At 58.1% G+C, this 25,254-nt stretch carries 21 protein-coding genes and 1 pseudogene; 7 read left to right on the forward strand and 15 right to left on the reverse strand.

Annotated features, from left to right (window positions below):
• Positions 1 to 4: 4 nt before the first annotated feature.
• From urtE to urtA, 5 genes are all read right to left on the reverse strand, one after another.
• Positions 5 to 694, reverse strand: a complete 690-nt coding sequence (gene urtE / locus SLW74_RS02225) for an urea ABC transporter ATP-binding subunit UrtE (protein ID WP_410928007.1) — start codon at positions 692 to 694, stop codon at positions 5 to 7.
• A 2-nt stretch (positions 695 to 696) separates the two neighbouring features.
• On the reverse strand, positions 697 to 1,434 hold the full coding sequence (urtD, locus tag SLW74_RS02230) for an urea ABC transporter ATP-binding protein UrtD (RefSeq protein WP_410928008.1): 738 nt from the start codon (positions 1,432 to 1,434) through the stop codon (positions 697 to 699).
• Positions 1,431 to 2,573, reverse strand: coding sequence for an urea ABC transporter permease subunit UrtC (urtC, locus tag SLW74_RS02235; RefSeq protein ID WP_410928009.1), 1,143 nt, complete (start codon positions 2,571 to 2,573; stop codon positions 1,431 to 1,433). Before urtC ends, urtD begins: the two co-directional genes overlap by 4 nt.
• 1 nt (position 2,574) lies before the next feature.
• Entirely contained in the window at positions 2,575 to 3,477 is a 903-nt protein-coding gene (gene urtB, locus SLW74_RS02240; RefSeq protein ID WP_410928010.1) for an urea ABC transporter permease subunit UrtB, read from the reverse strand.
• Positions 3,478 to 3,568: 91 nt separating this feature from the next.
• Positions 3,569 to 4,747, reverse strand: coding sequence for an urea ABC transporter substrate-binding protein (gene urtA / locus SLW74_RS02245; protein WP_410928011.1), 1,179 nt, complete (start codon positions 4,745 to 4,747; stop codon positions 3,569 to 3,571).
• A 683-nt stretch (positions 4,748 to 5,430) separates the two neighbouring features.
• Here urtA and SLW74_RS02250 point away from each other — a divergent pair.
• The 4 genes from SLW74_RS02250 to SLW74_RS02265 all read left to right on the forward strand — a co-directional run bounded on the left by SLW74_RS02250 (position 5,431) and on the right by SLW74_RS02265 (position 9,611).
• Entirely contained in the window at positions 5,431 to 6,579 is a 1,149-nt protein-coding gene (locus SLW74_RS02250) for a transporter substrate-binding domain-containing protein (RefSeq protein WP_410928012.1), read from the forward strand.
• Positions 6,576 to 7,208 carry an ANTAR domain-containing response regulator gene (locus SLW74_RS02255; RefSeq protein ID WP_410928013.1) on the forward strand — a complete coding sequence of 211 codons (633 nt, stop codon included), beginning with the start codon at positions 6,576 to 6,578 and terminating at the stop codon, positions 7,206 to 7,208. The genes SLW74_RS02250 and SLW74_RS02255 overlap by 4 nt, the downstream gene beginning before the upstream one ends.
• 211 nt (positions 7,209 to 7,419) lie before the next feature.
• Positions 7,420 to 8,955: an amidase gene (locus tag SLW74_RS02260; RefSeq protein ID WP_410928014.1), complete on the forward strand. Its 1,536-nt coding sequence runs from the start codon at positions 7,420 to 7,422 to the stop codon at positions 8,953 to 8,955.
• A 74-nt stretch (positions 8,956 to 9,029) separates the two neighbouring features.
• Positions 9,030 to 9,611 (forward strand): HupE/UreJ family protein, encoded by a 582-nt coding sequence (locus SLW74_RS02265; RefSeq protein ID WP_410928015.1) that lies wholly within the window; start codon positions 9,030 to 9,032, stop codon positions 9,609 to 9,611.
• Positions 9,612 to 9,815: 204 nt separating this feature from the next.
• Here the strand turns inward: SLW74_RS02265 and SLW74_RS02270 are convergent, their stop codons facing one another.
• From SLW74_RS02270 to SLW74_RS02310, 9 genes and pseudogenes are all read right to left on the reverse strand, one after another.
• A complete protein-coding gene (locus tag SLW74_RS02270) occupies positions 9,816 to 10,517 on the reverse strand; it encodes a GntR family transcriptional regulator (RefSeq protein ID WP_410928016.1) in 702 nt (233 codons plus the stop codon).
• Between the two features lie 9 nt (positions 10,518 to 10,526).
• Positions 10,527 to 11,825 carry an amidase gene (locus SLW74_RS02275; RefSeq protein ID WP_410928017.1) on the reverse strand — a complete coding sequence of 433 codons (1,299 nt, stop codon included), beginning with the start codon at positions 11,823 to 11,825 and terminating at the stop codon, positions 10,527 to 10,529.
• Positions 11,822 to 12,940 (reverse strand): M20 family metallopeptidase, encoded by a 1,119-nt coding sequence (locus tag SLW74_RS02280; protein WP_410928018.1) that lies wholly within the window; start codon positions 12,938 to 12,940, stop codon positions 11,822 to 11,824. The genes SLW74_RS02275 and SLW74_RS02280 overlap by 4 nt, the downstream gene beginning before the upstream one ends.
• A gap of 22 nt (positions 12,941 to 12,962) precedes the next feature.
• Positions 12,963 to 13,670: an ABC transporter ATP-binding protein gene (locus tag SLW74_RS02285; protein ID WP_410928019.1), complete on the reverse strand. Its 708-nt coding sequence runs from the start codon at positions 13,668 to 13,670 to the stop codon at positions 12,963 to 12,965.
• A gap of 4 nt (positions 13,671 to 13,674) precedes the next feature.
• Positions 13,675 to 14,448: an ABC transporter ATP-binding protein gene (locus SLW74_RS02290; RefSeq protein WP_410928021.1), complete on the reverse strand. Its 774-nt coding sequence runs from the start codon at positions 14,446 to 14,448 to the stop codon at positions 13,675 to 13,677.
• Positions 14,445 to 15,602: a branched-chain amino acid ABC transporter permease gene (locus SLW74_RS02295; protein WP_410928023.1), complete on the reverse strand. Its 1,158-nt coding sequence runs from the start codon at positions 15,600 to 15,602 to the stop codon at positions 14,445 to 14,447. The genes SLW74_RS02290 and SLW74_RS02295 overlap by 4 nt, the downstream gene beginning before the upstream one ends.
• A 2-nt stretch (positions 15,603 to 15,604) precedes the next feature.
• Entirely contained in the window at positions 15,605 to 16,540 is a 936-nt protein-coding gene (locus tag SLW74_RS02300; protein WP_410928024.1) for a branched-chain amino acid ABC transporter permease, read from the reverse strand.
• A gap of 65 nt (positions 16,541 to 16,605) precedes the next feature.
• Positions 16,606 to 17,775 carry a branched-chain amino acid ABC transporter substrate-binding protein gene (locus tag SLW74_RS02305; protein ID WP_410928025.1) on the reverse strand — a complete coding sequence of 390 codons (1,170 nt, stop codon included), beginning with the start codon at positions 17,773 to 17,775 and terminating at the stop codon, positions 16,606 to 16,608.
• 587 nt (positions 17,776 to 18,362) lie between these two features.
• Positions 18,363 to 18,506, reverse strand: a pseudogene (locus tag SLW74_RS02310) (SDR family oxidoreductase); the annotation flags it as partial.
• 202 nt (positions 18,507 to 18,708) lie between these two features.
• On the opposite strand from SLW74_RS02310, the gene SLW74_RS02315 reads away from it, so the two are divergent.
• The 3 genes from SLW74_RS02315 to SLW74_RS02325 all read left to right on the forward strand — a co-directional run bounded on the left by SLW74_RS02315 (position 18,709) and on the right by SLW74_RS02325 (position 23,644).
• Positions 18,709 to 19,869 (forward strand): IS30 family transposase, encoded by a 1,161-nt coding sequence (locus SLW74_RS02315; RefSeq protein WP_410928026.1) that lies wholly within the window; start codon positions 18,709 to 18,711, stop codon positions 19,867 to 19,869.
• 167 nt (positions 19,870 to 20,036) lie between these two features.
• On the forward strand, positions 20,037 to 21,560 hold the full coding sequence (locus tag SLW74_RS02320; RefSeq protein WP_410928027.1) for a reverse transcriptase domain-containing protein: 1,524 nt from the start codon (positions 20,037 to 20,039) through the stop codon (positions 21,558 to 21,560).
• A gap of 452 nt (positions 21,561 to 22,012) precedes the next feature.
• On the forward strand, positions 22,013 to 23,644 hold the full coding sequence (locus SLW74_RS02325; protein ID WP_410928028.1) for an AAA family ATPase: 1,632 nt from the start codon (positions 22,013 to 22,015) through the stop codon (positions 23,642 to 23,644).
• A 319-nt stretch (positions 23,645 to 23,963) separates the two neighbouring features.
• On the opposite strand, the gene SLW74_RS02330 is transcribed toward SLW74_RS02325, so the two are convergent.
• Positions 23,964 to 25,160 (reverse strand): tyrosine-type recombinase/integrase, encoded by a 1,197-nt coding sequence (locus SLW74_RS02330; RefSeq protein WP_410928029.1) that lies wholly within the window; start codon positions 25,158 to 25,160, stop codon positions 23,964 to 23,966.
• Positions 25,161 to 25,254 lie beyond the last annotated feature (94 nt).

Genomic DNA, 25,254 nt, shown 5'->3' on the forward strand with positions numbered 1-25,254 from the left:
GGCTTCAAATCGTCAGGTAGCGCAGGATGCGCTCGCGGTCGACGGTTTCGCGGACCTCGCTGTGGACGAATTCGCCTTTCTCGATGATCAGGTAACGGTCAGCCACGGCCATCGCGAAAGACAGCACCTGCTCTGAGACGATCAGTGAGAAGCCGCGCTCCTTTTTCAGCAGGTTCAGGGCGCGGGCGATGTCCTTAATGATCGACGGTTGAATGCCTTCGGTGGGTTCATCGAGGATCAGCACCTTGGGGTTGGAGACCAGCGCCCGGGCAATCGCCAGCTGTTGTTGCTGGCCGCCGGAGAGGTTGCCCCCTTTGCGGCGACGCATTTCCAACAGCACCGGGAAGTACTCATAGATGTAATCGGGAATAGATACGGCGGGCGCGCCCTGCATGCCGGCCAGGATATTTTCCTCGACCGTCAGGTACGGGAAAATCATCCTGCCCTGGGGCACGAAACCCACACCCGCGGCGACGCGCTCGTAGCTCTTGCAGGCGGTGAGTTCCTGACCTCCTAATTTGATGCTGCCACTGCGTGCCGGCAGCATGCCTACCAGGCTCCTGAGCAGAGTGGTCTTGCCCATGCCGTTGCGACCCATGATCGCGAGCGACTCGGCGGGCGCCAGCTCCAGGTCGAGGTTGCGCAGCACGTGGCTGTCGCCGTAATACACGTTCAGTTGATTGACGCTCAGCATGCTCAGTGCCCCAGGTAGACGTCGATGACCCGAGGATCGTTTTGCACCTGATCCATCGAGCCGTAGGCCAGGGTCTTGCCCTGGTGCAGAACGGTGACCTTGTCGGCCACCGATTTCACGAATTCCATGTCGTGTTCGATGATCACCATCGCCCGGCCCTTGGCGATACGCTTGAGCAGGCCGGCGGTTTTCTCCCTTTCGCCGGCGCTCATGCCCGCCACCGGCTCGTCCAGCAACAGCAGTTCCGGGCGCTGCATCAACAGCATGCCGATCTCCAGCCATTGCTTCTGGCCGTGCGATAACAGCCCGGCCTTGCGCCCCAACTGGTCCTGCAGAAAGATCATCTCGGCGGTCTGTTCGATCTCGGCTTGCAGAGCCGGGTCCTTGCGGGCGAACAGACAATTGAAGATGCCGCGCTTGTCCGGCGAAGAGATGTCGAGGTTTTCTCGCACCGTCAGGTCTTCGTACACTGACGGGTTCTGGAACTTGCGGCCGACCCCGGCGCGGGTGATCTGGTATTCGATCATGTTGGCCAATTGCAGGTCTTTGAAGCGGATACTCCCGGCGCTTGGGCGGGTCTTGCCGCAGATCATGTCCAGCAGGGTGGTCTTGCCGGCGCCGTTGGGCCCGATCACCACGTGCACCTGGTTTTCCTCGACGTAGAAGTTGAGGCTGTCCACCGCTTTGAAACCATCGAAGGACACGGTCAGGTCTTCGACACTCAGCAGCATGCCGCTCATTGTTCAACCTCCCTTTTGCTCAACCGCTGCAGCAGGCCGGCCAGCCCGGTAGGCAGGAACAGCACCACTCCCATGAACAGGAAGCCGATGAAGTACTGCCAGAAATTGACGAAATTCTCGGACAGGTAGGTCTTCGCCACGCCGATCAGCAGCGTGCCGTACACAGCGCCTACCAGCGACAGTCGTCCGCCAAGGGCTGCGTAGATCACGATTTCGGTCGACGGTATGATGCCCACCAGGGAAGGCGAGGCCAGGCCCACCTGCAGGGTGAACATCACGCCGCCCAGTGCTGAAATTAGCGCTGCCACGGCAAAGATGAACGCTTTGAACAGCGCCGTGTTGTAGCCGGAAAACCGTACACGGTCTTCACGGTCACGGATCGCCACCACTACTTTGCCCAGGCGGCTGTGGAGGATAAATCCGCACAACGCGACACAGGCGAGCAGCAGCAGCGCGGTAATCAGGTACAGAATCCACGGCGTCTGAGGCGTTTGCAGGCTCAGGCCGAAGGCGGTCTTGAAATCGGTCAGGCCGTTGACGCCGCCGGTGTAGCCTTGCTGGCCGATGATCATGATCGACATGATCGCCGCCAGGGACAAGGTGATGATCGAGAAATACACCCCGCCCACACGTTTCTTGAAGTAGGCGTAGCTGAACAGAAACGCCAGTAACGCCGGAAGGATCAGGATCGCAGCAAAGGTAAAGGTCGCCGACTCGAACGGCTTCCACCACCAGGGCAGGGCGTCGACGCTGTTCCAGATCATGAAATCCGGAAGCGCCGAGCCATAAAAGGCGGCGAGGGCGCTGGCGGCTTCGTCGGTGGCGGTGGCCTCAAGCTTCAGGTACATCGCCATCATGTAGCTGCCTAGGCCGAAGAAGATGCCTTGACCCAGGCTGAGAATTCCGCCGTAACCCCAGATCATCACCATGCCCACGGCGCAGAAGGCCAGGCTCAGGTATTTGCCGGCCAGGCCCAGACGGAAGTCGCCCAGACTCAGCGGCAATATCACCAGCAACAGGATCGACAGCCAGATCAGGCTGTAGCGTTCAATCATCGGCAGCCAGCCACCGGAAAACCAGCGTGGCACCCGGACTTGAGTGTCAGGGCGGTGCAGAGATTTGTCCGTCATGTCATTCATCTCAGCGTCTCACTTTGGCGGCAAACAAGCCGTTGGGGCGGAAGAACAGCAACACGATGACCACCAGCAGCGTGATGGCCTTGGCCATGGAACCGGTGGTGAGGTATTCCAGTGAAATCTGCGTCTGGCCAATGGCGAAGGCCGAAAGGAACGTGCCCAGCAGACTCTCGACACCGCCAAACACCACGACGATGAATGTGTCCACCAGATACTGCTGGCCGCTGACCGGTCCGGTTGAAGCGAGCATGGTGAACGAGCTGCCGGCGATCCCGGCCAAGCCGCAGCCCAGGGCGAACGTCACGGCATCGACGCGGGCGGTGTTGATCCCGGCAGCTCCGGCCATGGCACGGTTCTGGGTCACGGCGCGGATGCGCAGGCCCCAACGGCTACGGTACAGAAACAGAAACACGGCACCGGCGATGACCAGGGTCAGGCCGATGATGAAAATCCGGTTGAGCGGTAATTCCAGCCCTTCAGTGACCTTCCAGGCGCCTTGCAGCCACTGCACGGTGGGCACGCTGACTTCCTTGGGGCCGAAGACCTGGCGGAATAATTGTTGCAGCACCAGGGACAGGCCCCAGGTCGCCAGCAGCGTGTCCAGCGGGCGCTTGTACATGAAGCGGATGAAGCAGCGTTCGAGCAGGAAACCAAAGGCGAATGTCACGACAAACGCGACACCGATGCCGATGATGAAATACCAGCCCATGTAGTCCGGAAAGTACCGCTGGAATACCACAGAGGTGACGTAGGTCATGTAGGACCCCATCGCCATCAACTCGCCGTGGGCCATGTTGATCACGCCCATCAGACCGAATACGATCGTCAGCCCCAGCGCCATCAGCACCAGCACCGAGAACAGCGAAAACCCGCTGAACACCTGCATCACCAAAATATCGAATGTCATTGCGTCGCCACCTGTTGCTGCACGCTGACTGGCCACGTGAGCTGGCCACGTGGGTGAAAAGGGCGCGCATCACGTCACGCCCGGTCCGGTATTACAGTTTCGGGAATGGATTGGGTTCGATAGGTGCCGATTCGTAGATCACGTCAACCTGACCCTGGGCGTTGATGGTGCCAATGCGCGCCCGCTTCCACAGGTGGTGGTTGTCCTTGTGCACCTTGATCTCGCCTTCAGGCGCGTCCAGGGTCAGCTCCGAGGAGGCCGCAATCACTGCCGGGACGTCGAAGCTGCCGGCTTTTTCCACGGCTTTCTTCCACAGGTACACGGCTGTGTAGGCCGCTGCCATCGGATCGCCGACGACACGCTTCTCGCCATAACGGGCCTTGAACGCAGCAACGAACTTCTCGTTGACCGGGTTCTTCAGGCTCTGGAAATAGCTCATGCAGGTGAGAAAACCGGTGAGGTTTTCGGCGCCGATGCCGGTGACTTCTTCCTCGGTCACGGCCAGGGCCATCAGCGTCTGGTTGCTGCTGTCGATGCCTGCGGCTTTGAGCTGTTTGTAGAACGCGACGTTGGAGCCGCCGACGATGGTGGACAGCACGATGTCAGGCTTGGCCGCCTTGATCTTGTTGATCACCGAGGAAAATTCAATGTTGCCCAGCGGCAGGTAGTCTTCGCCGACGATGGAACCGCCTTGCTTGGTCACCGATGCCCGCGCCAGCTTGTTGGTGGTGCGTGGCCAGATGTAGTCCGAACCCACCAGATAAACGCTCTTGCCTTTGTTGGCCATCAACCAGGTAACGGCTGCGAGGGTTTGCTGGGACGCTTCGGCGCCGGTGTAGATGATGGCCGGGGATTTCTCCAGGCCTTCATAGAACGTCGGGTAGTAGAGCAAGCCCTTGTTGCGCTCGAAGACCGGAAGCACCGCCTTGCGCGACGCCGAGGTGTAAGCGCCGAAAGTGGCCGCGACGTGATCATTTTCCAGCAGTTTGCGGGCCTTTTCTGCGAAGGTCGGCCAGTCGCTGGCGCCGTCCTCGACAATCGGCTCTATGGTTTTGCCCAGCACGCCACCGCTGGCGTTGATCTCTTCGATAGCGAGTTTTTCAGCGTCCACCACAGAGGCTTCGCTCATGGCCATGGTGCCGGTCAGCGAATGAATGATCCCGACCTTCACGGTGTCTGCCTGGGCCTGGCTGACCAGGGAAAACGGCAGCAGGCTGAAAGCCCCCAAGAGCAGGGCGTGCTTGATCAAGCGGCGTTTCTCGTTGTGCATTGCGTTTCTCCCCAGGAATAAAAAAAGCCCGACGTCCCGGATAAATAAATAACCGGGAGGTCAGGCTTCTTGTGCCGAATCTGGCGGGACCACTGTGTCCGATCCAGTCGTACGCCAGGTGTCTCCCTACCTGCCGAGCGGGGCGTAGGGCAGACAGCTGGCGCGATGTCTCAGAAGAGTTAAAGCAAGGGTGGTGCCAATTACCGCCAGCACGGTTTTCGGCATCTTCGCGGTGGTGCGCGGCGTATCGCTGCATCTATAGCAACGTCGAAACTGCCTGCGCCGCTTTGGCGCGAAACGGCCCTTCGCGCACTAATACCGTGAAGCTGCGCGAGGGGTTTTCCCGGGGGCGGGGTAGCGTCCATGGAGGAAACCAGGACTTGCCTGCAGGAAATTGCGGGATGTTCGCGGTGTGCAGGCTTGCATTGGGCATGGCCCGCTATCTGCATTACTCTTGCACGACACCCTCGCAGGGTCCCTTGTCACACGCCCATCCTCGGCAGGTGTGGAAGGCCCCTCGCATGACTGGCCCCGACAGCGTTGTCGCGCCAGCCCCAGGCACAACCGGCCTGAGAGCAACCGTCTACTTAGTCGACGGTATATCGCTCAGTCTTCCTCCGCCAGATTCCAGACCCCCGACCATGAGCGGGCGTCTCATCCCACGTTGAACAAGGTTTATATCCATGGTTGACCAGTCGATCCGCATAGGCGGTCTGTTTTCCGATACCGGCGTCACCGCCGCAGCCGAGGGCTCGACGATGCGCGGTGCGCAGTTCGCGATCCAGCAGATAAACGCGGCCGGTGGTGTGGATGGTCGCCCTCTGGAGCTGATCACACGCAACCCCGACTCGACGCCTGCGCTGTACGCCATGCACATCGAGTCGCTGATCCGCGAAGAGCATCTGCGTTTCTTCTTCGGCTGCTACACCTCGGCCGCGCGCAAGGCGGCGCTGCCCATCGTCGAACGTTACGATGCGCTGCTGATGTACCCCGTGTATTACGAAGGGTTCGAGTACTCGCGCAACATCATCTACACCGGTGCCACGCCGAACCACAACGCGTTGCCGCTGGGCAATTACATGCTGGAAAACTTCGGCAATCGCGTGCTGATGATCGGCTCCGAATACGTCTACCCGTACGAAACCAACCGGTTGATGAGCGACCTGCTCTATGAGCGCGGCGGGACCAAGCTGGGCGAGTATTACCTGCCGCTGAAAAACGCACGGCCCGAGGATTTCGCCAAGTTGATGGTCAAGGCCCGGGAACTGAAACCGTCTTTTATTTTTTCCACCGTGGTCGGGGAAACCATGGGCCACTTGTATCAGGCCTACGCCGATGCCGGTTTCGATCCAGCGGTCATGCCAATCGCCAGCCTGACCACCAGCGAAACCGATATCAAGCAAATGGGCGTACACCTGGGCGCGGGGCACATTTCCGCGGCCACGTACTTCCAGTCGGTAGACACACCGAACAACCGTGAATGCATTGCGCAGTACCGCGAGCTGTTCGGTCAGCATCAGGTCACCGACCGCTGCTGGGAGGCCGCGTATTTTCAGGTGCATTTGCTGGCCAAGTCGATCATCCGCGCCGGCAGCACTGAAGTGGAGGATGTTCTGCAGGCGCTGCGTGGGCTTGAGTTCGAAGCGCCACAGGGACGTATCCGGGTCGATGCCAACAACCACCACACGTACCTGTTTTCAAGGATTGGCAGGGCCGACGCCCAGGGCCAGTTCGACATCCTCTACGAAAGCCAGACCGCGCTCAAACCCGACCCCTACGCCATCGCGCCGAACTTCAATGACTGGTCCAGTTCGGCCGGGAGCCTGCCATGACCCTGCGCGCCGCCAAGAAACGCCTGCGCAACGACAGCGCCGGCGGCATCAAGGATCTACGCGACATCAGCGTACTGGTGATGCACCCGGACGATGATGACGGCCGCAACCTCATCGAGCAATTACAGCGCATCGGCTGCCAGGTGCGCGTGCAATGGCCGATTCCGGAGCGCTTGACCCTGGAAACCGATGTCATCGTGTTGGCGGTGTCCCCGGAAAGCCTGTCGACCAATACCCCGTGGCTGCTGCACGCCAGCACGCCGCCGATCATTCCAGTGATCGCCTATGAAAACCCGATCATCGTCGAAGCGCTGGTGCAGCTCAACGCCTGCTCGGTGATCCCGTCACCGGTCAGATCCTTCGGCCTGCTCACCGCCCTGGCGATCACCTTGGGCCAATCGCGAAAGGCCCGCGAACGGGAGAAGCATGTCAAACGGCTGGAAGGCCGCATGGCCGTGATGCGGACCGTGCAGCAGGCAAAGATCATTCTGATGGAAACCAAGGGCATGTCGGAAATCGATGCCTACAACGCCTTGCGCGATCAAGCCATGGCCAAGCGCGAACCGGTGGAGAAAATTGCCGAAGCGCTGGTCAAGGCTCACGAGTTGTTTCAACGAGCCTGTACTTGAACAGCCTTTGAGTGTCCGGCCTTATGGCGGGATCCTCTTCTGCGCGGACGTTTGCCATACGCCCTCACTCGGCAAGTATGGATCGCCACGTGGTGGCCGGCCTGGACAACGGAGTCCTCCGGAGAACCGAAGCCTGTGCATCGAGCGCGGCCGGTCCGAGTCAACGATAGCCCGAACGACGGGCTGTCCTTAACGTTATCTGGAGAACACCATGTCCGTAAAACGCCCCAGCAAAGCCGACTTTCTGATCGCTGCCGAAGATCATGGTTATCATCTGTCCGACAGCCAGATGGAGGCCTTCCTCTCGCTGGCCGACGAGACCCTGACGTCTTACGAAGCCATCGATGCGCTGTACGCCGCCAACGTTGCGCAGCAACCGCCCAAACGCGAATACAGCAAAGCGCCCGACGCCGATAACCTGCATGGCGCCTGGTATGTGAAAACCAGCATTGCGGGTGCCGCCCAAGGCCCCTTGGCCGGCAGAACCGTCGTGATCAAGGACAACGTGTCAGTGGCGGGGGTGCCCATGGCCAACGGCTCGTTGAGTCTGGACGGTTACGTGCCCTCCGAAGACGCCACGGTGGTCAAGCGCCTGTTGGCGGCCGGCGCAACGGTTGTTGGCAAGTCGGTGTGCGAAGACTTGTGCTTCTCCGGCGCGAGTTTCACTTCTGCCAGCGGCCCGGTCAAAAACCCCTGGGACCTGACACGCAACGCTGGGGGCTCGTCCAGCGGCAGCGCTGTGCTGGTGTCACTCGGTGAAGTCGACATGGCCATTGGTGGCGACCAGGGTGGCTCAATCCGGATGCCATCGGCCTGGAGCGGCATCGTTGGCCATAAGCCGACTTACGGCCTGGTGCCCTACACCGGTGCGTTTCCGATTGAACGCACCATCGACCATGTCGGGCCGATGGCCAACAACGTGCGTGATGTGGCGGCGATGCTCGACGTCATCGCGGGCGCAGACGGTCTTGATTCGCGGCAGAAAAGCCCGCCTGCGGTGAACTGCATCGCCACGCTCGACCAAGGCGTGGCCGGTTTGAAAATCGGGCTGTTGCGCGAAGGGTTCGCCATTCCAGGCGTCTCGGAGCCGCAGGTCGACGCGTTGGTCAAAGCGGCGGTCGAGCAGCTGGAAAAACTGGGGGCCACGGTGGGTGAAGCCAGTGCACCCTGGCATGCGGGCGTGGCCATGGACTTGTGGAACGTCATCGCTACCGATGGCGCGGCCTACCAGATGCTGCAAGGCAACGGCTATGGCATGAATGTCGATGGCTACTACGATCCGGACATCATGAGTTATTTCGGAGAGAAGCGTCGAGAACACGCCGACGCGTTGTCCAGCAGCGTGCGAGCGGTGGCCCTGACAGGTCACTACAGCCTGAAAAACCTGCACGGTGCCTACTACGCCAAGGCGCGCATGCTGGTGCCCGAGTTGACCCGTCAATACGACGAGGCCTTCAAAGCATTCGACGTGCTGGTGATGCCTACCATGGCGTTCGTGGCGACCCCACTGACCGCTGCAGACGCGCCCGTTGAGGAGTACGTGCACAGCGCCCTCGATATGCTCGCCAACACCGCACCGTTCGACTTGACCGGGCATCCGGCTACCTCGATTCCGGTAGGTCTGGCGGACGGTCTGCCGGTGGCGATGATGATCGTGGCGCCGCGTTTCAAGGACGCCCTGGCGCTGTGCGTGGCCCAGGCCTACGAACAGGCGCGTGGCGAATTCCCCAAACCACCGCGCGCGTAAGCTCGTCCTTGCGAGGCGCTGGCCCCTGACAGGCTGGCGTCCTTGCCCTTCCTTTCAGAATCGAGGAGCGCAAGATGCGACTGACTCCATGTGTACGGCTGTCTCTGGGCGCCGCGTTGTGTGTGCTGCCGGTGGTTGCATTTGCCCATCCCGGGCACGATGAATCAGGACTGATCTCCGGCCTGACGCATCCGCTGATTGGGGGGGACCATTTGCTGGCGATGTTTGCCGTGGGACTTTGGGCTGCCCAGCAAAAGCGTCAAGCTCGCTGGCTGTTGCCGGTGACGTTTGTCGGCGCCATGTTGCTGGGCGGCCTGTTGGGTTTCGACGGGGTGGCAATGCCGTATCTGGAAAGCGCCATCGCCGCATCGGTGCTTGCACTTGGCTTGCTGGTGGCTGCGGCGGCGTGTCCACCCGTGACAGTGAGTCTGGTGATGACCGGACTGTTCGGACTGGTCCATGGTATGGCCCACGGGCTTGAACTACCGGCGATGAACAGCCCGGCAGGCTTTGCGGCAGGCTTCGTCGCGGCCACCTCTGCACTGCACGCGGCCGGTTATGCCTTGGCGCGCTGGACGCCGCTTGCAGAGGCAGCCATCACTCGCACGCTCGGTATGATATCGGCAGGAGCAGGTGTGCTCATGCTGGCGGGCTGAATCTTTCAATCCTCAAGACCCGGTTGCAGGCTCGTCTTTGGGGTAGGCGAGAGGGCTGGGTCGAAACCTGGTTGTGGGAATATCCCTTAAGCTATTGACCGAGCCCCCATATCTGATATTGGCCGTCTTCTGCCAGTCTGGCTTTCGTGTCTGCTAGTCAAGTCGAGTGCAAGTGGCAGGCTTGTATCCCATTGTGGCTTGGCTTCAGCTACGTGCGCTGAATAACCGATGCAGGGTGATCTTGCGCACCTCGGCCTTGCTCACCTCTATATGTGCCTTGATCAACCGCTGCGCCTCGCTGGATCGGCGGTGCAGTGCTGCATTGAGAATCTGTGAGTGCTCGTCATAGGTGATGTCGATACGTGCCTGCTGGCTGAAATCCAGACGGCGTATCACGCGAATCTTGTCGGCGATTTCCGCATGGATGCGGCTCATCTGGGCGTTGCCGGCCAGGATCAGCAAACGCTGGTGAAATTGTTCGTCGAGCAGGATCAGTTCATGGGCATCTCGTGAACGTTGCTCGGCCGCGACTCCCCAGATCGATAACAAGCTTTGCAGGGCTTCCTGGTGGCCGGGCGCCTCATGCTCGCAAATGCGCTTGAGTGCAGTCTGCTCAAGGACGATGCGCACGTCGTACAGCTCTTCGAAAAAGGTGAAATCGAACGGCCGAACCTGCCATCCGGCACGAAAGTGCACCTCCAGATAGTGCTCCTGTTCCAGCCGAAACAACGCTTGGCGCACCGGGGTACGGCTGGCATTCATGCGTTTGGCGATTTCCCCTTCGCTGAAGCGATCGCCCGGCAGCAAGCGGAACTCAAAGATGTCTTCCTTGAGCTGGGCGTAGATCCGGTCGGCGAGACCTTCCGGGCGATCCTTGCCTGGGCTTGAAGTGGAGGCGAGTTGCATGGTCCGTCCTTATGAAAGGTTCAACTGTCGTTCTGTCCAATGGCACCAGGCAAGGGTCTGGGCATCGCTGCCCAGCGGTCCGACGAGCTGCACGCCCAGCGGCAGGCCCCGTGTACCCGTGCCGGTTGGCAGATGCAGGCTCGGCAGACCCAGCGCACTCCAGGTTCGGGAAAAAAGCGGATCGCCCGTCTGCCCCAGACCGACCTCGGCTTCACTGTGGGTGCTGGGTGTCAGCAAAAGGTCGCATTCGGCGAATACCTGGGTCAAATCAGCGCGGGCCTGGGCGACACGATCACGATTGTAGCGGTTCTGCACCACGTCGATTTTTTCGCCGATGGCCAGGCGCTGTTGCAGATTCTCGCTGATCTGATGCGGGTGCCGCAGACGCTCGTCCGCGAGAGCCTTGTAAGCATCGGCCCACATGATCTGGTCGTGAATCTCGGGCAGGGCTGCAAAGCTTGCTGGCAGCGTCACGTCGACAACATGGGCGCCGGCAAGGCGCAGTCGCTGCGCCGTACTTTCCACCGCGTGACGGGTCGCATCGCTGGCGGCCTGCCATTGTGGGGTTCGGCACAGGCCAATGCGTGGCGGACGATCTACCCCAAGCTGGCGCCAGGCGGGGGCGCACGCCATCACTGAAGTCAGCAAGGCGACATCGGCGACGCAGCGGCCAAAACCGCCCACCGTGTCCAGGGATTCGCTGAGGCTTTTGATGCCGGCCCGGGCAATCAAACCGAAGCTGGGCTTGAAGCCCACTACGCCGCAATAGGCCGCCGGGCGAATGATGGACGCCGCCGTTTGGGTTCCCAGCGCCAGCGGCACCATGTGTGCACCGATGGCGGCCGCAGACCCGCTCGATGAACCTCCAGGGGTATGCGCCGGATTGTGCGGATTGCGCGTAGGGCCAGGCGAAAACGTAGCGAACTCGGTGGTGACCGTTTTGCCGAGCACAATGGCCCCGGCCTCGCGGCACAGCGCCACGGCCGCCGCATCTGCCACGGGGCGATGTTGGGCATAGATGGGCGAGCCATAGGAGGACACGAAGTCTTGTGTATCGAACAGGTCTTTGACGGCCAGCGGCAGCCCATGGAGTGGCCCGCGCAACGGCCCGCTGTCAAGCATCCGGGCCTGGGCCAGCGCTGATTCGGCGTCCAGACTGCACCAGGCCATGACCTCCGGCTCGCGCTCGGCGATGCGCCGCAGACAGGCCCTCAGCAACTCTTCCGCACCCAGCCTGCGCTGCTGCAGCAAGTCGGCTGCCGCGCTGGCGCTCAACAGGCTGGGATCATCGGCAAAGCGTGTACTCATGGCTGGCACCAGTCCAGAATCATTCGCCGATAAAGGTCAAAGGCCTCCTCGATCCGGGCCACCGTGCAGTATTCGTCGGTCTGGTGCGCCAGGTGGGTTTCGCCGGGGCCCAGGATCAAGGTCGGTGGGTTGCCCAAGGGTGCCAGCAGCGCTGCGGCATCGGTGAAATACGTCACGGTCCCTGGCGTCTGCTCGCTGGCGCACAGAGCGACGACGCGCTGGACCCACGGCGACTCAGGGGCGGTATAGATCGGCGGCAGATCGATCATGACGTTCAGGGTGATGTCATCACCCAACAGCGATTGCAACGTCTGCTGGATCTGAGCATGGGACTGTCCGGCGACGGTACGGATATCGATGGTCAGCTCCGCAGCATCGGGCACTGAATTGACGTTCAGGCCGCCCTTGATCATGCCGACGTTGAGCGTTGGCCGGCCCATCAGCGGATGTGTCGGGCAGTCGAAGGTAAAGCTTTGCAGCGCCAACGCAGCGCGGGCGATTTTATAGACGGCATTGTCGCCATGCTCGGGCATCGAGCCGTGGGCGGTGACGCCAGACGCCGTGGTTTTTAGCCAAAGCGCGCCTTTGTGGCCAATCAGCGGATTGTTGTAGCTGGGTTCGGCCACTAGCAGCGCGCCGGCCGGTTGCAGCAGCCCCGGTTGCGCGGCCATCTGGAAAGCGCCTTCGCAGCCGGTTTCTTCACCGGCGGTGATGATCAGGGTGACGCCGGCGCTGTTGGCCAATTGTTCGCGGCAGGCGATGGCGGCGCACACGAAAGCCGCAACGCCGGCCTTCATATCGCTGCTGCCACGCCCGTACAGTTTGCCGTCAACGATGTCGCCGCCAAACGGCGCCTGGGTCCAGGCTGCATCGCCCAGTGGCACAACATCGACGTGTCCGGTAAACGCCAGCGGCAGCCCCTTGCTGATATCGCCCAGGCTGGCGATGAGGCTCGCGCGACCGGGGGCGAGTTCGCTGAGGGTGCAAGTGAACCCCAGCGGCTCCAGCAGCTCGGCGAGGTAGCGGGTACAGCTGGATTCATCTCCGGGGGTGTTGATGGTGTTCATCCGCACCAGCGTCTGAGTCATGTGTATCGGGTTGTGGTCGGTGCTCATCTGTGAGGCTCCAAAGTAAACGTCAGCCGAAATAGGCGGCCTGGACTTCTGCATTTTCGCCGAGGCTGCGCGCATCGCCCTGAGCGACCATGCGGCCTTGGGATAGTACGTAGCCGTAGTGGGCAATCGCCAGGGTCTGGTGGACGTTCTGCTCCACCAGCAGCACGCTGATACCCAGCTGACAGATATCGGCGATGATCCGAAAGTTCTCCTTCACGTACAGCGGCGACAGCCCCAGCGACGGCTCATCGATGATCAGCAGGCGTGGCTTGGCCATCAGCCCGCGACCGATCGAAACCATGGCCTGCTCGCCTCCGGACATGGTTCCGGCCAACTGCTCTCGGCGCTCCTTAAGGCGTGGGAACAGTTCGAACACTTCATCAGTGCGGCGAGCGATCTCGGCCGAATCGGTCACTTGATAGGCGCCCACCCGCAGGTTCTCTGCCACCGTCATCTTCGGGAAAATCTTGCGTCCCTCCGGGATACAGGCGATGCCTTTGGCGATGATGCGGTGCGTCGGCAGGCCCAGCAGCGACTCTCCGGCAAAGCTGATCTGCCCGCGATTGGGCGGCGTCAGGCCGAGGATCGAGCGGATCAGCGTGCTCTTGCCCGCGCCGTTGGCGCCGAGAATGCAGGAGATGCGGCCTTCCTCAAGCTCCAGAGACACGTCATGGATGACATCGATACGATCATAGGCGGTAGCGATGTTTTGCACACTTAACAGAGGCATCGGCTCACTCCTTGCCCAGATAGGCCACCTGGACCTGTGGGTCCTGAATAATGTCGGCGTAGGTGCCCTCGGCTATTTTCTTGCCGTAGTTGAGCACCACGCAACGTTCTGAAATGCGCTGGATCAGGTTCATTTCGTGTTCGATCAAGGCGATGGCAAAGGGCGCGACGCTCTGGCGAACCTTGAGAATGTCATCCATCAGTTCGTTGGTTTCGTCGTGGGTCATACCGGCCGACGGCTCGTCGAGCAACAGCAAACGCGGTTCGCTGATCAGCGCACGGCAGATTTCGACACGGCGGCGGTCCAGCATGCTGAGGTTGATCGCCGGCTCCCACAGCTTGTCAGCCAGACCTGCGTTGAAGGTCTTGAGGAGCTGATGAACACGCTCGACCATCTCGCCATGCTGGCGCTTGAAAGCTGCGCGGCGGAACAGGTTGAACCACAGGCTTTCGTCCAGGTTGCGGGTGTTGCCGATGACCACGTTGTCGAACACCGTCAACGGCAGCGACAGGCGCAAGCGCTGGAAGGTGCGGGTAATGCCATGGCTGTAGACGGTCTGTGGTGCACAACCACTGAGGTCTTCGCCGCCGAACCTGACACTGCCGGCGCTGGCCTTGTAAAGTCCGGTGATCACGTTGAAACAGGTGGTCTTGCCGGAGCCATTGGGACCCAGCAAGGCGAGGATTTCCTGTGGCGCGATGTCCAGATCGAGGGCGTCGAGGGCGGTGAGGCCGCCAAAGCGCATGGTCAGTCCACGGGTTTGCAGCAATGGTTTCATGAAGGACGCCCCGGAAAGAATTGGCGGACCGTGCGTGGCAACAGGCCTTGTGGTCTGAACAGCAGGATGGCAATCACCAGCAGACCGTAGAGCAGGAAGCGGTACTCCTGAATTGACTGCAGCTTTTCCGGCAGGATCATGACGATGGCCACGGCCGGGATGATTCCCCACGGGTTGCCGATGCCCCCCAGAATCACGATTGACACCAGAATCAGCGAGTCACCAAAGGTGAAATTGTTGGGCGCGACGTAGCCAGTCATCAGCCCGTAGCTGGCGCCTGCAACGCCAATCAGGAAATTGCCGAAGACGAACGCCATGACCTTGGTGCGTGCAATGCGGACGCCGAACACCGAGGCCGAGATTTCATCGGTGCGTACCATGTCCATGGCGACTCCCAGCCATGACCGCTCCAGACGCCGTACCAGCCAGAAAGCGGTGGTGCAAAGGATCAGCGCCAGGATCACGAAGTTGGCGTAGAACGAGATCTCGCTGTCGCCCCATTCCAGGCTTTCCCCCAGGTCGATGCCCCAGAGCGTCATGCTCGGAATGCGCAGGCCTTGCGGGCCGCCGAAGCTGTCGTTGACCTCCATGAACGTGCGAAACAGGATGCCAAACGCGATGGTCACCAGGGCCGCGTAATGACCGCGGGTGCGCAGCACCGGCAGAATCAACAACGAGCCCAGCGCGGCGGCCACCAAACCTGCGATCAGTATTGCCAGCAGGTCCGGGACGCCGCTGTGAAGCGCCAGCATCGCGGCGGTGTAGCTGCCGATCCCGAAGAACGCCGCGCCGGCGAAGTTTACGATCCCGGCATAGCCGAACTGCACGTTGAGGCCCAGGCATGCGACGCTGTAAATCAGCACCGTGGCGAGCAGCAGCAGCGCGAAGTGCTCGTCATGGAACAGCCCCAGCAGAATCAGTACGCCCGCGATGCAACCCAGCCCCAGCAAGCGCGGATTGGCACTGGCACTCGCCCCCAGTGGCGAGGCCAGGCCCAGGTGCCGGGAGGCGCCGACGACAGCGAAGACGATCACGCCCAGAATCAGAATTTCAAGCTGGCTCTCGGCATGCAGCAATGCCCATGCGGCGAGAAAGCCCAGCGCCAGAGCGCCGATCAACAGCCCCCTGGAGGCCTTGGAAAAGAATGTGCTCATGATCAGACTCGCTCACTGCTGCGTTCGGCGATCAGGCCGGTGGGTTTCCAGGCCAGCAGGATGATCACCGCTGCGAAGGCGAAGACGTCTTTGTAGGCGCCTTGAAAACCGGGAATGAGGTGGGGCAGGGCGACAGCCCCGATCGTCTGCAGGGCAGCGAACAGAAAGCCCCCTAGAATCGCACCGTAGAAATTGCCCAGACCGCCCAGGATGGCGGCGCAAAAACCGATCACGCCCAGTAGCAGGCCGACGTTGAAGTTGATTTCGTTGTAGTACAGCCCGTTCATCATGCCGGCGGTAGCCGCCAATGCCGATCCGAGGGCGAAGGTCAGCAGCACGATGCGCTCGAAGTTAATGCCCATGATCCGTGCTGTTTCGCCGTCCTGGGCCACTGCGCGGATGGCCAACCCCAGCTTGCTGCGATTGATCAACTGGTGCACGCCGAAGATCGTCAACGCCCCGACCATCAGCAGGATGGCACTGTCAGCCCGGATCACCAGGCCAGCCAGGTGCCAGGTATTGGTGGGCAACAGCTGCGGGAATGGTTTGGAGTTGGAGCCGTCGGGGTAGAACAGACGCACGCACTCTCTGAGCACCAGACCAAGCATCAGCGTGATCAGCAGCAGGTTGATCGGCGGCGCATCGCGCAGGGGGAGGATCAGAAAACGCGCCACCAGTGCCCCCAGTGCGGCGGTCACGCTGAGCGCCGCGATCAGCATGATCAACAGCTGTAGCCATGGGTTGGTAATGCCCATTGATTGCGCGCCGATGTAGGCGGAGAGTCCGGCGAAACCGCCTATCATCAGCACATCGCCATGGGAAAACTTGATCACGTCGAGCACACCGAAAAACAGCGTGAAGCCCACCGCGACTATCGCGTAGATCATGCCGAGCATGAGTCCGTTGACCAGGTATTGACTGAGGATTTCCAGATTCATTGGCAAGGCCCGAAAACAGAGTTATCAAGGCTGCGCCAGCGGCGGCGCAGCCGGATCAGGCAGGCTTACATGCCCTTCAGTTTGCGGGCACCTGTGGCGTACTCGCTATCCTGCCAAGGCACCCACTTGCCGTCCTGAACCACGTAGCTGGTGATCAGTGGCACGATGTTCTGGCGGTGATCGTCGAAGGTGATCGGCCCGATCATGGTGTCGGCATCCTTGGTGTGGTTGAGCTCGTCACGCACCTTGCGACGGTTCGGGCCGACCTTGTCGATGGCATCCATCAACAGGTTGCTGGCAACGTATGCGAAGGGGCCATAAGCCTCAGGCGGTTGGGCGTATTTCTGCTGGTCGTAGGCGGCGAAGAAGGCCGGGCCTGCAGCCAGTTTTTCCCAGGGAGCGCCTTCGATGAACGACAGCGAACCTTCGGCCAATACAGGGCTGGCACCTTCGATGTAGGCGTCAGACTTGATACCCGACGTGCCTTCGAACTGCGCCTCGATGCCCAGTTTTTCCATCTGCGAACGAATGCGGATGCCGATCGGCGTCAGCCCGCCGAAGTAAATGACCTGCGGCTTGAGCTGCTTGATCTGTGTCAGTTCGGCAGTGAAGTCCTGTTGGTCCGCGGTCACTCCGAAGGTGCCGACGATCTTGCCGCCAGCCTTCTCCAGTGCCTCGCTGAAGTACTTGTTGTGGCCCTTGCCGTAATCGGTGGTGTCATGGATAACGGCGAAGGTTTTGTAGCCGTGGTCAACCATGAACTTCGCCGCTTCCTGGTTCTGGTTGATCATGGTGCCGTTGACCCGGTGCACTTCCTTGAAATCGTTGGCGTAGGTGATGTCCGGCAGCACGGCGCCCCACACCACCACCGGCAGGTTGAACTTGTGGTAAACGTCGATCGCGCTCATGGCCACCGCCGAGCAGAAGTGCGTAACGCCACCCACAATGTCCTTGTCAGCGGCGATCTTGGTTGCGATCTGCACACCAACGTTTGGCTTGCACTCGTCGTCCAGTGATACCAGCTCGTATTCATAAGGACCGTCGGCCTTGGCGTTGTGCTGTTTGACGGCCAGGTCGCTGGAGTTGCGACCGCCCAGCCCAATGGCCGAGCTGCCCCCGGTAAGCGGACCGACAAACGCGATCTTGACGACATCCCTGGCCAGCGCGAACGGTGCGGCGAGCATGCATGCGGATAAGAGAGCAGGTAATAGCGCTAGGTTGATCTTGGTATTCATGACGTCTCCTCAGGGAATCCACCACAGTGGCGTTATGGGACAAATACTGTCTTGTATACATGATGGTATTTATCTCCCAGCAAGGAGGGTGCCAAGTGCTTTCGGTCCAGCGTTTCAGGAGTATTGATAGAAAGAAAGGGATCACGCCGGCTTGAATTGGTGCGTTCAGATGCAAGGTCTGCTCAGTCCTGAGGCGACGTTGTTCAGGTTGAACATTGGGGCCTTTGATGGAAAACACACGCTCGGGCGAAGACTATACGGTCGGCAGTACGATCGTTTAAAGCGAGCCGGGCGATATACGCGCTTTCCAGTATTCCTTGGCACTCTCCGCGAACCGCAGTAAGCATGGCGCGCTGCACGGTGTGATGCTGTTTTCTGGTGGGGTAGCAGTCACCTTACCAAGCTCAGCACCGGCCAAATGCCCTATAGAACCGACCTGCGTCTCGTAAAGGCGGAGATCCACTTTGTGACAGTCTAATTCGGGCCTGTTGCTGCCCCGGCGGTTGGCTTAGGCGCGCACTGCCATTGAGTGATTCGGCGAAACGGACTAATGCGTCTACTCACACCTCCACCGGAGCACGTGAAACTCAGGTCAGATCCAACCCGCCGTCCGATAGGAGTATCTTGCCGGTCAGGTAGTCTGACTCGATCAGCATGACAACAGCTTTTGCGATGTCTTCTGGGCTTGCGGCCCTGCGCATAGGTGCGGGAGTTCGCCATAAGCCCTGGGCACGAGCGAGAAGGCTGAGCGCGTCATGCCTACGCAGCGCGCAATGTTCAAATAAAGCCGATTGTATGGCGGCCACTGCTTTGCCTAACCCGGAAGGACTGCATTGGGCCGATTTCGGCCTGTTACGAAAGGCTGCTTTCGACTGTGGATTCAACCGGTGGATGCAACGGTCCAAGATGCAGTAGGTAGAAAGGGGTTTCTCCATGAAGCAGCGGCCTCGAATTTACTACACCGACACACAGAAAGCCTTGATGTGGGAGCGGTGGCGTGCGGGCGATTCGCTGCAGTCAATTGCTCAACTCTTTGATCGTAACCACTCCTCCATTCAGCGGATTTTGGCTGAAACCGGTGGCATTCGACCTGCACAACGACGTCGCTCGCGCTTGGCGCTGAGTAACGCAGAGCGTGAGGAAATATCGCGGTCGTTGGTTGCGGGGCATTCGATTCGATACATTGCTGGTGCGCTTGGACGAGCACCTTCTACCATTAGCCGTGAAATCAGGCGAAATGGGGATTCCAAGTCTTACAGGGCCAATACGGCGGATCAGGCCGCATGGGATCGAGCTCGCCGTCCAAAAGTATGCAAGCTTGCGATGAGCCCCTCCATCGCCCAAACCGTAGCAGGCAAGCTGCGATTGCAGTGGTCTCCTGACCAAATAGCTGGCTGGTTAAAGCGCGAATATCCCGACGATACGAGCAATCACGTGTCACATGAAACGATCTATCGCACGCTCTATATTCAAGCTCGCGGGGCGCTCAAGAAAGAGCTTTTGGAGCACTTGAGGCGCTCCCGGGCAATGCGCAGATCCAGACACCACACACAGAAAGCGGCGAACCACGGCAGGATAATCGATACGGTGTCAATCAGTGAGCGGCCGGCAACGGTTGCAGACCGGGCCGTCCCAGGGCATTGGGAAGGCGACCTATTGTTAGGCAGCAGGAACAGCCAGATCGCAACGCTCGTAGAACGACAAACACGCTATGTCATGCTTGTCAAAGTCGGCAGCAAAGATACAAAGTCTGTTGTCAGCGCACTGATTGAAAACGCTAGCCTGCTGCCTCAGGAGCTCTATAAAACGCTGACCTGGGACCGGGGAAAGGAGATGGCGGCACATGCCCGTTTTACGCTGGCGACGGACATTAAAGTGTACTTCTGTGACCCTCAAAATCCCTGGCAACGAGGGACCAACGAAAACACCAATGGACTGCTGAGACAGTACCTTCCAAAAGGGATCGACCTCTCGATTTACTCGCAGGAGCAGCTAAACGATGTTGCCCGCATGCTCAATCAACGGCCGCGCAAGACACTAGACTATGAAACACCAGCCCAAAGGTTTGGCCAGTGTGTTGCATCCACCGGTTGAATCCACAACCCAAAGCGGTCATCCATGTGGGTCAGCTAACGGCCAGGACCGGCCAGTTAGCACTGGCGGCGGCCGGAAAAATAATGTTATGGCTTACCAACAAAATCTAGGCACAATTTTAGGAGTTAACGGAAAACCTCAATACTTCAACGGAAGGCATAAAAAATATGGCCATACTTAGCGAAAAATCGCTTGACTTTGCACGCGAACACATCAGCAAGTACTACGACTCAGATTTTTTTCCTAAGCCGATTGAGTACGAGGCCCTCTGGTATCACTGGGAGGATGTGAAAAAAGAGCTGATGGCAAAGAACATTGCTAAATTGTGGGTAACCCAACCACGAGCCATGACCATAGCAAAACCTAAGGGTGGTTTTCGAATCGTTCATCAGCTTGAACCCATCGACTCCGTGATTTACACCGCCTTGGCTTGCGAGGTCACAGATGCGGTCGAAAAAGCACGCATACCCAGCGAAGAAAATATTGCTTGCTCGTACCGCCTTCAAATTTCAGACGGAAATTTTTTTGGCGCAGGGTCGGGATGGGCAAATTTCACCAAAAAAACTGAAGAACTCGCTGAACAGTACAGTACCGTGCTAATTACTGACATCACTGATTTTTACAATCAGATTTATCTTCACCGTCTGAATAACGCGATCGAGATCGCTGACTCCGCACTCAAACCTCTTGGTGATGACATAGAGACTTTTCTTTCAACACAAAATAGTAAGTCTTCTCAGGGAATTCCGGTTGGCCCCGCTGCTAGCATCATAATGGCCGAGGCGGTATTCATAGACATTGATCGTTTCTTGAAAGATCAAGGAGTGCACCATACACGGTACGTCGATGATATACGGATTTTTTCAAATTCGACTAGGCATCTATCCAGCTTACTAGAGTACCTTACATTGTACTTATATGAAAATCACCGCCTAACGGTTTCTTCTGAGAAGACCTTTTTAATGAACTCGAAAGAGTTCATTGAAAAACACCTACACAATCACTATGCCGAAGAGAAGGTTCAGCTACTTGAAACCCTGGAGATTTTCAACGCATATACTAACGAAATGGAAGAGGTGAAAATAGAAATAGAAGACGAGGATTTAATATTAGAGATTCAATTATTGGCAGCGATAGAGAAAATCATTACTTATGAGTACCTTGACTTAGGCCTTGCAAGAAGCATTATCAGATCCGCTCGCCGCAACAAGCAAACAAATATTGCCACCGTAATTTTCTCAAGCTTTGATTTCTTTGCACCCGTCATAAACGACGTCGCATTATATTTGCATGAAGTTACAGACGATTATTTCGCGAAGCACTTCCTGTCCGTCATTGAAGAAATAATCGAAAAGCCCTGTGTCGATAGCCAAATATGCCGTTTTTGGCTAGAATGGTACATCGCCCAAAACCTCATATTATTAAAATCGCCGGCACTGCACGCGTTTATTTTCAACGGGCCGAACATTGAAAATCAGGCTCAGGCTGCAATAACTAACAAAAATGTTGCTTGGGTGCGAAATCATAAAGCGATTGTTTATAATCTTGGCGGAAAGGCTCGCAGAGCCGTTCTGAACTCGTCAAGAGTATTACCAAGTGATGAACGTACACACTGGCTCAAATTATTTATTAGCAACTCTCCGGTTTTGTTAGATCGGTTGGTGGCGCAATGGGTGCAAAAAACCGCCTGAGTTTGTATAGTTTCATATTATAAACCACTGACACCGATGTTGTTCGATCGCCCCCATAAAATCGCCAAAACCGAAAATCAAAGCGTTTGGGCTATTTTGTACCTGCTGCCGATGCGTCCGAATAGGACATTACGCCGACCGCATATCTACTTTGGCCAGGGTCGGCTTTGAGTCGATTAGCGACGGTTGACTTCCAGCCGTCGCTACTCGACTCAAAGCTGACAGTGGCGATGGGCAGAGATCGGCCACTAGCAGCCGAGCGCTGATCCCCCCTTTATGGCCGCTGGGTTGCTACCGGTCGGGCCAGACTGATTTATCGAGCATTCTCGGCGCCATGCTAAACGCGAATTCGATACTGCGCATCTAGCGCCAGTTAACCAAAATAAACGTAGTGGACTCACTTCGTCATGGTGGTTTAGCATCAACAGTATTCCTACCTCAAGGACGAAGCAATGCCGTTAGAAATTGATCTGGAAATTCTAGGCTCGAGTATGCCCATTGAACTCCGTGCGGGCTTGTCCACAATAATCGTTGGTGCGAATGGGAGCGGAAAAACCAAGTTGGCGGTGGAGTGCGAACGGCAGCTGGGGGAAAAGGCACATCGCATTTCTGCTCAGCGAATGTTAGCGCTTGACCCCGCTATCGAGAAAATTAGCGAGACGGCAGCTAGAGGACAGCTCCGATATGGCTACGCCAAGCCGGAAGACTATGGAGGCTTCCAGAATGCCCGCAACGTCAATCGATGGGGGCAAGCTCAACCACGCTTCATACTCAATGACGCTGGTGCATTGCTGCAAGTACTTTTCGCTGAACAGGCGAATACCGCTGTTAAGGCATATAACGCCTTGGCGGAAGGAACTCCGATAGTGGGCCAAGATACGTTAGTGAGAAGGCTTAAAGCTATATTTCATAGGATTCTGCCAACACGCTGTTTGGAAATTACAGCGGACGACATCACCGTTTCACAGGTCCTTGAAAATTTGGAAGGGGATTCGTATAGCATCACGCAGATGAGCGATGGTGAAAAAGCTGTTTTCTACATTATTGGCCAAGCGTTAATTGCAGACCCTGACTCAGTTTTCATCATGGATGAGCCTGAAATTCACATCCATCGCTCGATCCTCAGCCGTCTATGGGACGAGTTGGAGGCCGTGCGAGCAGACTGTGCTTTCCTCTTGATTACCCACGACCTTGAGTTTGCAGCGTCGCGAGCGGGCAAGAAATACGTAGCGCGCAGTTACTCAACTGTTACCGGCTGGGTTATCGAAGACGTGCCCGAGGCAGAAGGATTTAGTGAGGATCTTGTTACGCTGATCTTGGGCAGTCGTAAGCCGATCCTTTTTGTAGAAGGCGAGAAGTGTAGCCTAGATGTTGCGTTCTACCGTGCATGCTACCCAGGCTTGACCGTCGTGCCGCGTGGTGGATGCGAGAGCGTTATTCATTCTGTCGCCACGTTGCGCCGTAATGCAGCCTTCACCCGGATTCAATGTGCGGGACTAGTAGACGCAGATGGCCACGACGCAACTGACCGCGCCAGACTCTCCGTAATAGGAATCCAGGTTTTGCCAGTGTCGGAAATAGAAAACCTTCTGCTTCTTCCGGCCGTGTCACGCGCGATCCTTGAAATGAACGATCTCGACGGGGCTGAGTTAGAAGACAAGCTCTGCAATCTTAAGGCAGCAATTATCGCCGATGCTTCCGATGCAAAGAACGCGAGCGAAGTAGTCCTTGGATACTGCCGTCGGCGTATCGACAGGATGCTTAAGCAGATTGATTTATCTGCGGACAAGTCGATCACGGATCTTGCCGCCAGTTACGCTGCTCGTACGCGCGAACTTGATGTCGTCGCGCTAGCAGCTGAAATGGAAACTAAAATAGCGGCCGCAATCGCAGCTGGTGATTTGGCCGCTCTACTCGCCATTTATGATCGAAAGAAGCCACTTTTAGCGCTGGCATCCTCCCACTTACGCAATTGGAAAGTCGAGGTTTTTAGTGCTTGGGTTGCGCGAGCTATTCAGAGTTCGCGCGACAATCGTCTTCGCAACGCAATTCGTACAGTGATGCCGGAGATCACTACCGCTTAATAACAAGCACCTAGCCTCCGTGCCTCGGTAGCGCGAGGCAGTGCTGATCCAGCAACTGGCTGCTTAGGCAGTTGCCGGATCACTTGTAACGTAAGTTTTTTGTCCGCCTGGCCCATAATTGCAGACAGGCTCTCAGCACTCTTTGGTTAGTGGTAGTTCATCTCTCGTACCGTCCAGTTTTAGCGGTTTTCTGCCGGTGGCGAGCGGCCGCTTCTGGCCGATAGCGGTCTACGAGGTTGGACCGTACTCAGCCATCCCATAACGCTTTTGGATCAAAAAAATAAAGCTGCCTAGGGCCTAGACAGCCCCAGAAAGCCTTTTACCTAGTACCGCAGGCGTATTGAGCCCACTCATCCATCATTGCTCGTCGCTTCTCGAACAAATCACCTCGAAAGTACGCAGCCTCGGCCTTGTCCTGCCGTATGTGAGCCAGCGCCTGCTCGCATACCTCCCGAGGATAATGCGTCGATTCCGCCGCCCAATCTCGAAACGTTGATCGAAAGCCATGCACGGTCAGATCAGTACGATTCATCCGACGCAGTGCCATCAACATCGATGTATTCGAGAGGTGGCTACCACTCTTAGCCCCGGGAAAGAGGTAGGCGCTTCCTGCGAGTTGTTTCAAGCCGCGAATAAGCTCACATGCCACCTCGTTTAAAGGGACCCGATGCTCCTTGCCTGCCTTCATCCGCGCGGCCGGAATTTTCCAGACTTTGTTCTTGAGGTCCACCTCGGCCCAGGTAGCGCCAAGCACCTCACTAGTTCTGCAAGCCGTGAGTATCGTCAAGACTATCGCTCGGCTCGACAGTTCTTCCCTGAGTATGAGCATTTTCATGAACTCAGGCATTTGAGCCCATGGTAGGGCGGGGTGATGAACCACGGTCTGGACCTTGCCTCTGGGTGGAAGCAGCTTGTCGAGGTGTCCTCGCCACCGGGCGGGATTTTCGCCCTCTCTTAAACCGCGGGCCTTTGCCGCGTCGAGTACCATCTCGATACGGTTCCGGACGCGAGATGCGGTCTCCGCCTTGGACTCCCAGATTGGCCTCAGCACCTGCAGCATATGCTCAGTGGTGATTTCCTCGGCCGGAAAGTCTCCAATGAACGGGTATGCATAGGTGATCAGCGTGTTTTCCCATTGTTGGCCATGCTTGGCATTTTTCCATCCCGCGCGGTGCGTTTCGATGTACTCCAGTGCGAGCGTCTTGAAGGTAACCGAGCGCGCGAGTTTTTGTTGTGTCTCGCGTTTCTTAGCTAAGGCTTCTTCATCTCGACGGGCAAGCGGATCTATTCCTTTGGTGAGCAGCTGGCGTTTCTCATAGGCAGCGCCTCGCGCCTCCTTCAGTGATACGAGGGGAAACGCACCAAGCCCCATCTCACGTCGTTTACCTTCTAGCTGGTAACGTAGAACCCAGTACTTCTTACCACTGGCCTTGACCACAAAGCGGAGCCCTTGACCATCTTCGTACGTACCGGATTCGACAAGGTTTTTGACCTGTGCAGGATTTAGCTTACCCATGATCACTACTCTCTACGGACGACCCATGTTCCCCCATTCGTTACCACATTTCCACTCGGACGCAGTGAGATCTGATGGGACTACGTTGGACGAT

The sequence above is a fragment of the Pseudomonas sp. W5-36 genome, assembly GCF_046540455.1.
Classification (GTDB): Bacteria; Pseudomonadota; Gammaproteobacteria; order Pseudomonadales; family Pseudomonadaceae; genus Aquipseudomonas; species Aquipseudomonas graminis_B.

Bases quoted from the DNA above. Each gene is read 5' to 3' on its own strand.
- SLW74_RS02270 (WP_410928016.1), bottom strand. From the start codon at position 10,517: ATGCAACTCGCCTCCACTTCAAGCCCAGGCAAGGATCGCCCGGAAGGT.
- SLW74_RS02325 (WP_410928028.1), top strand. From the start codon at position 22,013: ATGCCGTTAGAAATTGATCTGGAAATTCTAGGCTCGAGTATGCCCATT.
- urtE (WP_410928007.1), bottom strand. From the start codon at position 694: ATGCTGAGCGTCAATCAACTGAACGTGTATTACGGCGACAGCCACGTG.
- SLW74_RS02255 (WP_410928013.1), top strand. From the start codon at position 6,576: ATGACCCTGCGCGCCGCCAAGAAACGCCTGCGCAACGACAGCGCCGGC.
- SLW74_RS02285 (WP_410928019.1), bottom strand. From the start codon at position 13,670: ATGCCTCTGTTAAGTGTGCAAAACATCGCTACCGCCTATGATCGTATC.
- SLW74_RS02305 (WP_410928025.1), bottom strand. From the start codon at position 17,775: ATGAATACCAAGATCAACCTAGCGCTATTACCTGCTCTCTTATCCGCA.
- urtB (WP_410928010.1), bottom strand. From the start codon at position 3,477: ATGACATTCGATATTTTGGTGATGCAGGTGTTCAGCGGGTTTTCGCTG.
- SLW74_RS02280 (WP_410928018.1), bottom strand. From the start codon at position 12,940: ATGAGCACCGACCACAACCCGATACACATGACTCAGACGCTGGTGCGG.
- urtA (WP_410928011.1), bottom strand. From the start codon at position 4,747: ATGCACAACGAGAAACGCCGCTTGATCAAGCACGCCCTGCTCTTGGGG.
- urtD (WP_410928008.1), bottom strand. From the start codon at position 1,434: ATGAGCGGCATGCTGCTGAGTGTCGAAGACCTGACCGTGTCCTTCGAT.
- urtC (WP_410928009.1), bottom strand. From the start codon at position 2,573: ATGAATGACATGACGGACAAATCTCTGCACCGCCCTGACACTCAAGTC.
- SLW74_RS02295 (WP_410928023.1), bottom strand. From the start codon at position 15,602: ATGAGCACATTCTTTTCCAAGGCCTCCAGGGGGCTGTTGATCGGCGCT.
- SLW74_RS02300 (WP_410928024.1), bottom strand. From the start codon at position 16,540: ATGAATCTGGAAATCCTCAGTCAATACCTGGTCAACGGACTCATGCTC.
- SLW74_RS02265 (WP_410928015.1), top strand. From the start codon at position 9,030: ATGCGACTGACTCCATGTGTACGGCTGTCTCTGGGCGCCGCGTTGTGT.
- SLW74_RS02250 (WP_410928012.1), top strand. From the start codon at position 5,431: ATGGTTGACCAGTCGATCCGCATAGGCGGTCTGTTTTCCGATACCGGC.
- SLW74_RS02290 (WP_410928021.1), bottom strand. From the start codon at position 14,448: ATGAAACCATTGCTGCAAACCCGTGGACTGACCATGCGCTTTGGCGGC.
- SLW74_RS02330 (WP_410928029.1), bottom strand. From the start codon at position 25,160: ATGGGTAAGCTAAATCCTGCACAGGTCAAAAACCTTGTCGAATCCGGT.
- SLW74_RS02315 (WP_410928026.1), top strand. From the start codon at position 18,709: ATGAAGCAGCGGCCTCGAATTTACTACACCGACACACAGAAAGCCTTG.
- SLW74_RS02275 (WP_410928017.1), bottom strand. From the start codon at position 11,825: ATGAGTACACGCTTTGCCGATGATCCCAGCCTGTTGAGCGCCAGCGCG.
- SLW74_RS02260 (WP_410928014.1), top strand. From the start codon at position 7,420: ATGTCCGTAAAACGCCCCAGCAAAGCCGACTTTCTGATCGCTGCCGAA.
- SLW74_RS02320 (WP_410928027.1), top strand. From the start codon at position 20,037: ATGGCCATACTTAGCGAAAAATCGCTTGACTTTGCACGCGAACACATC.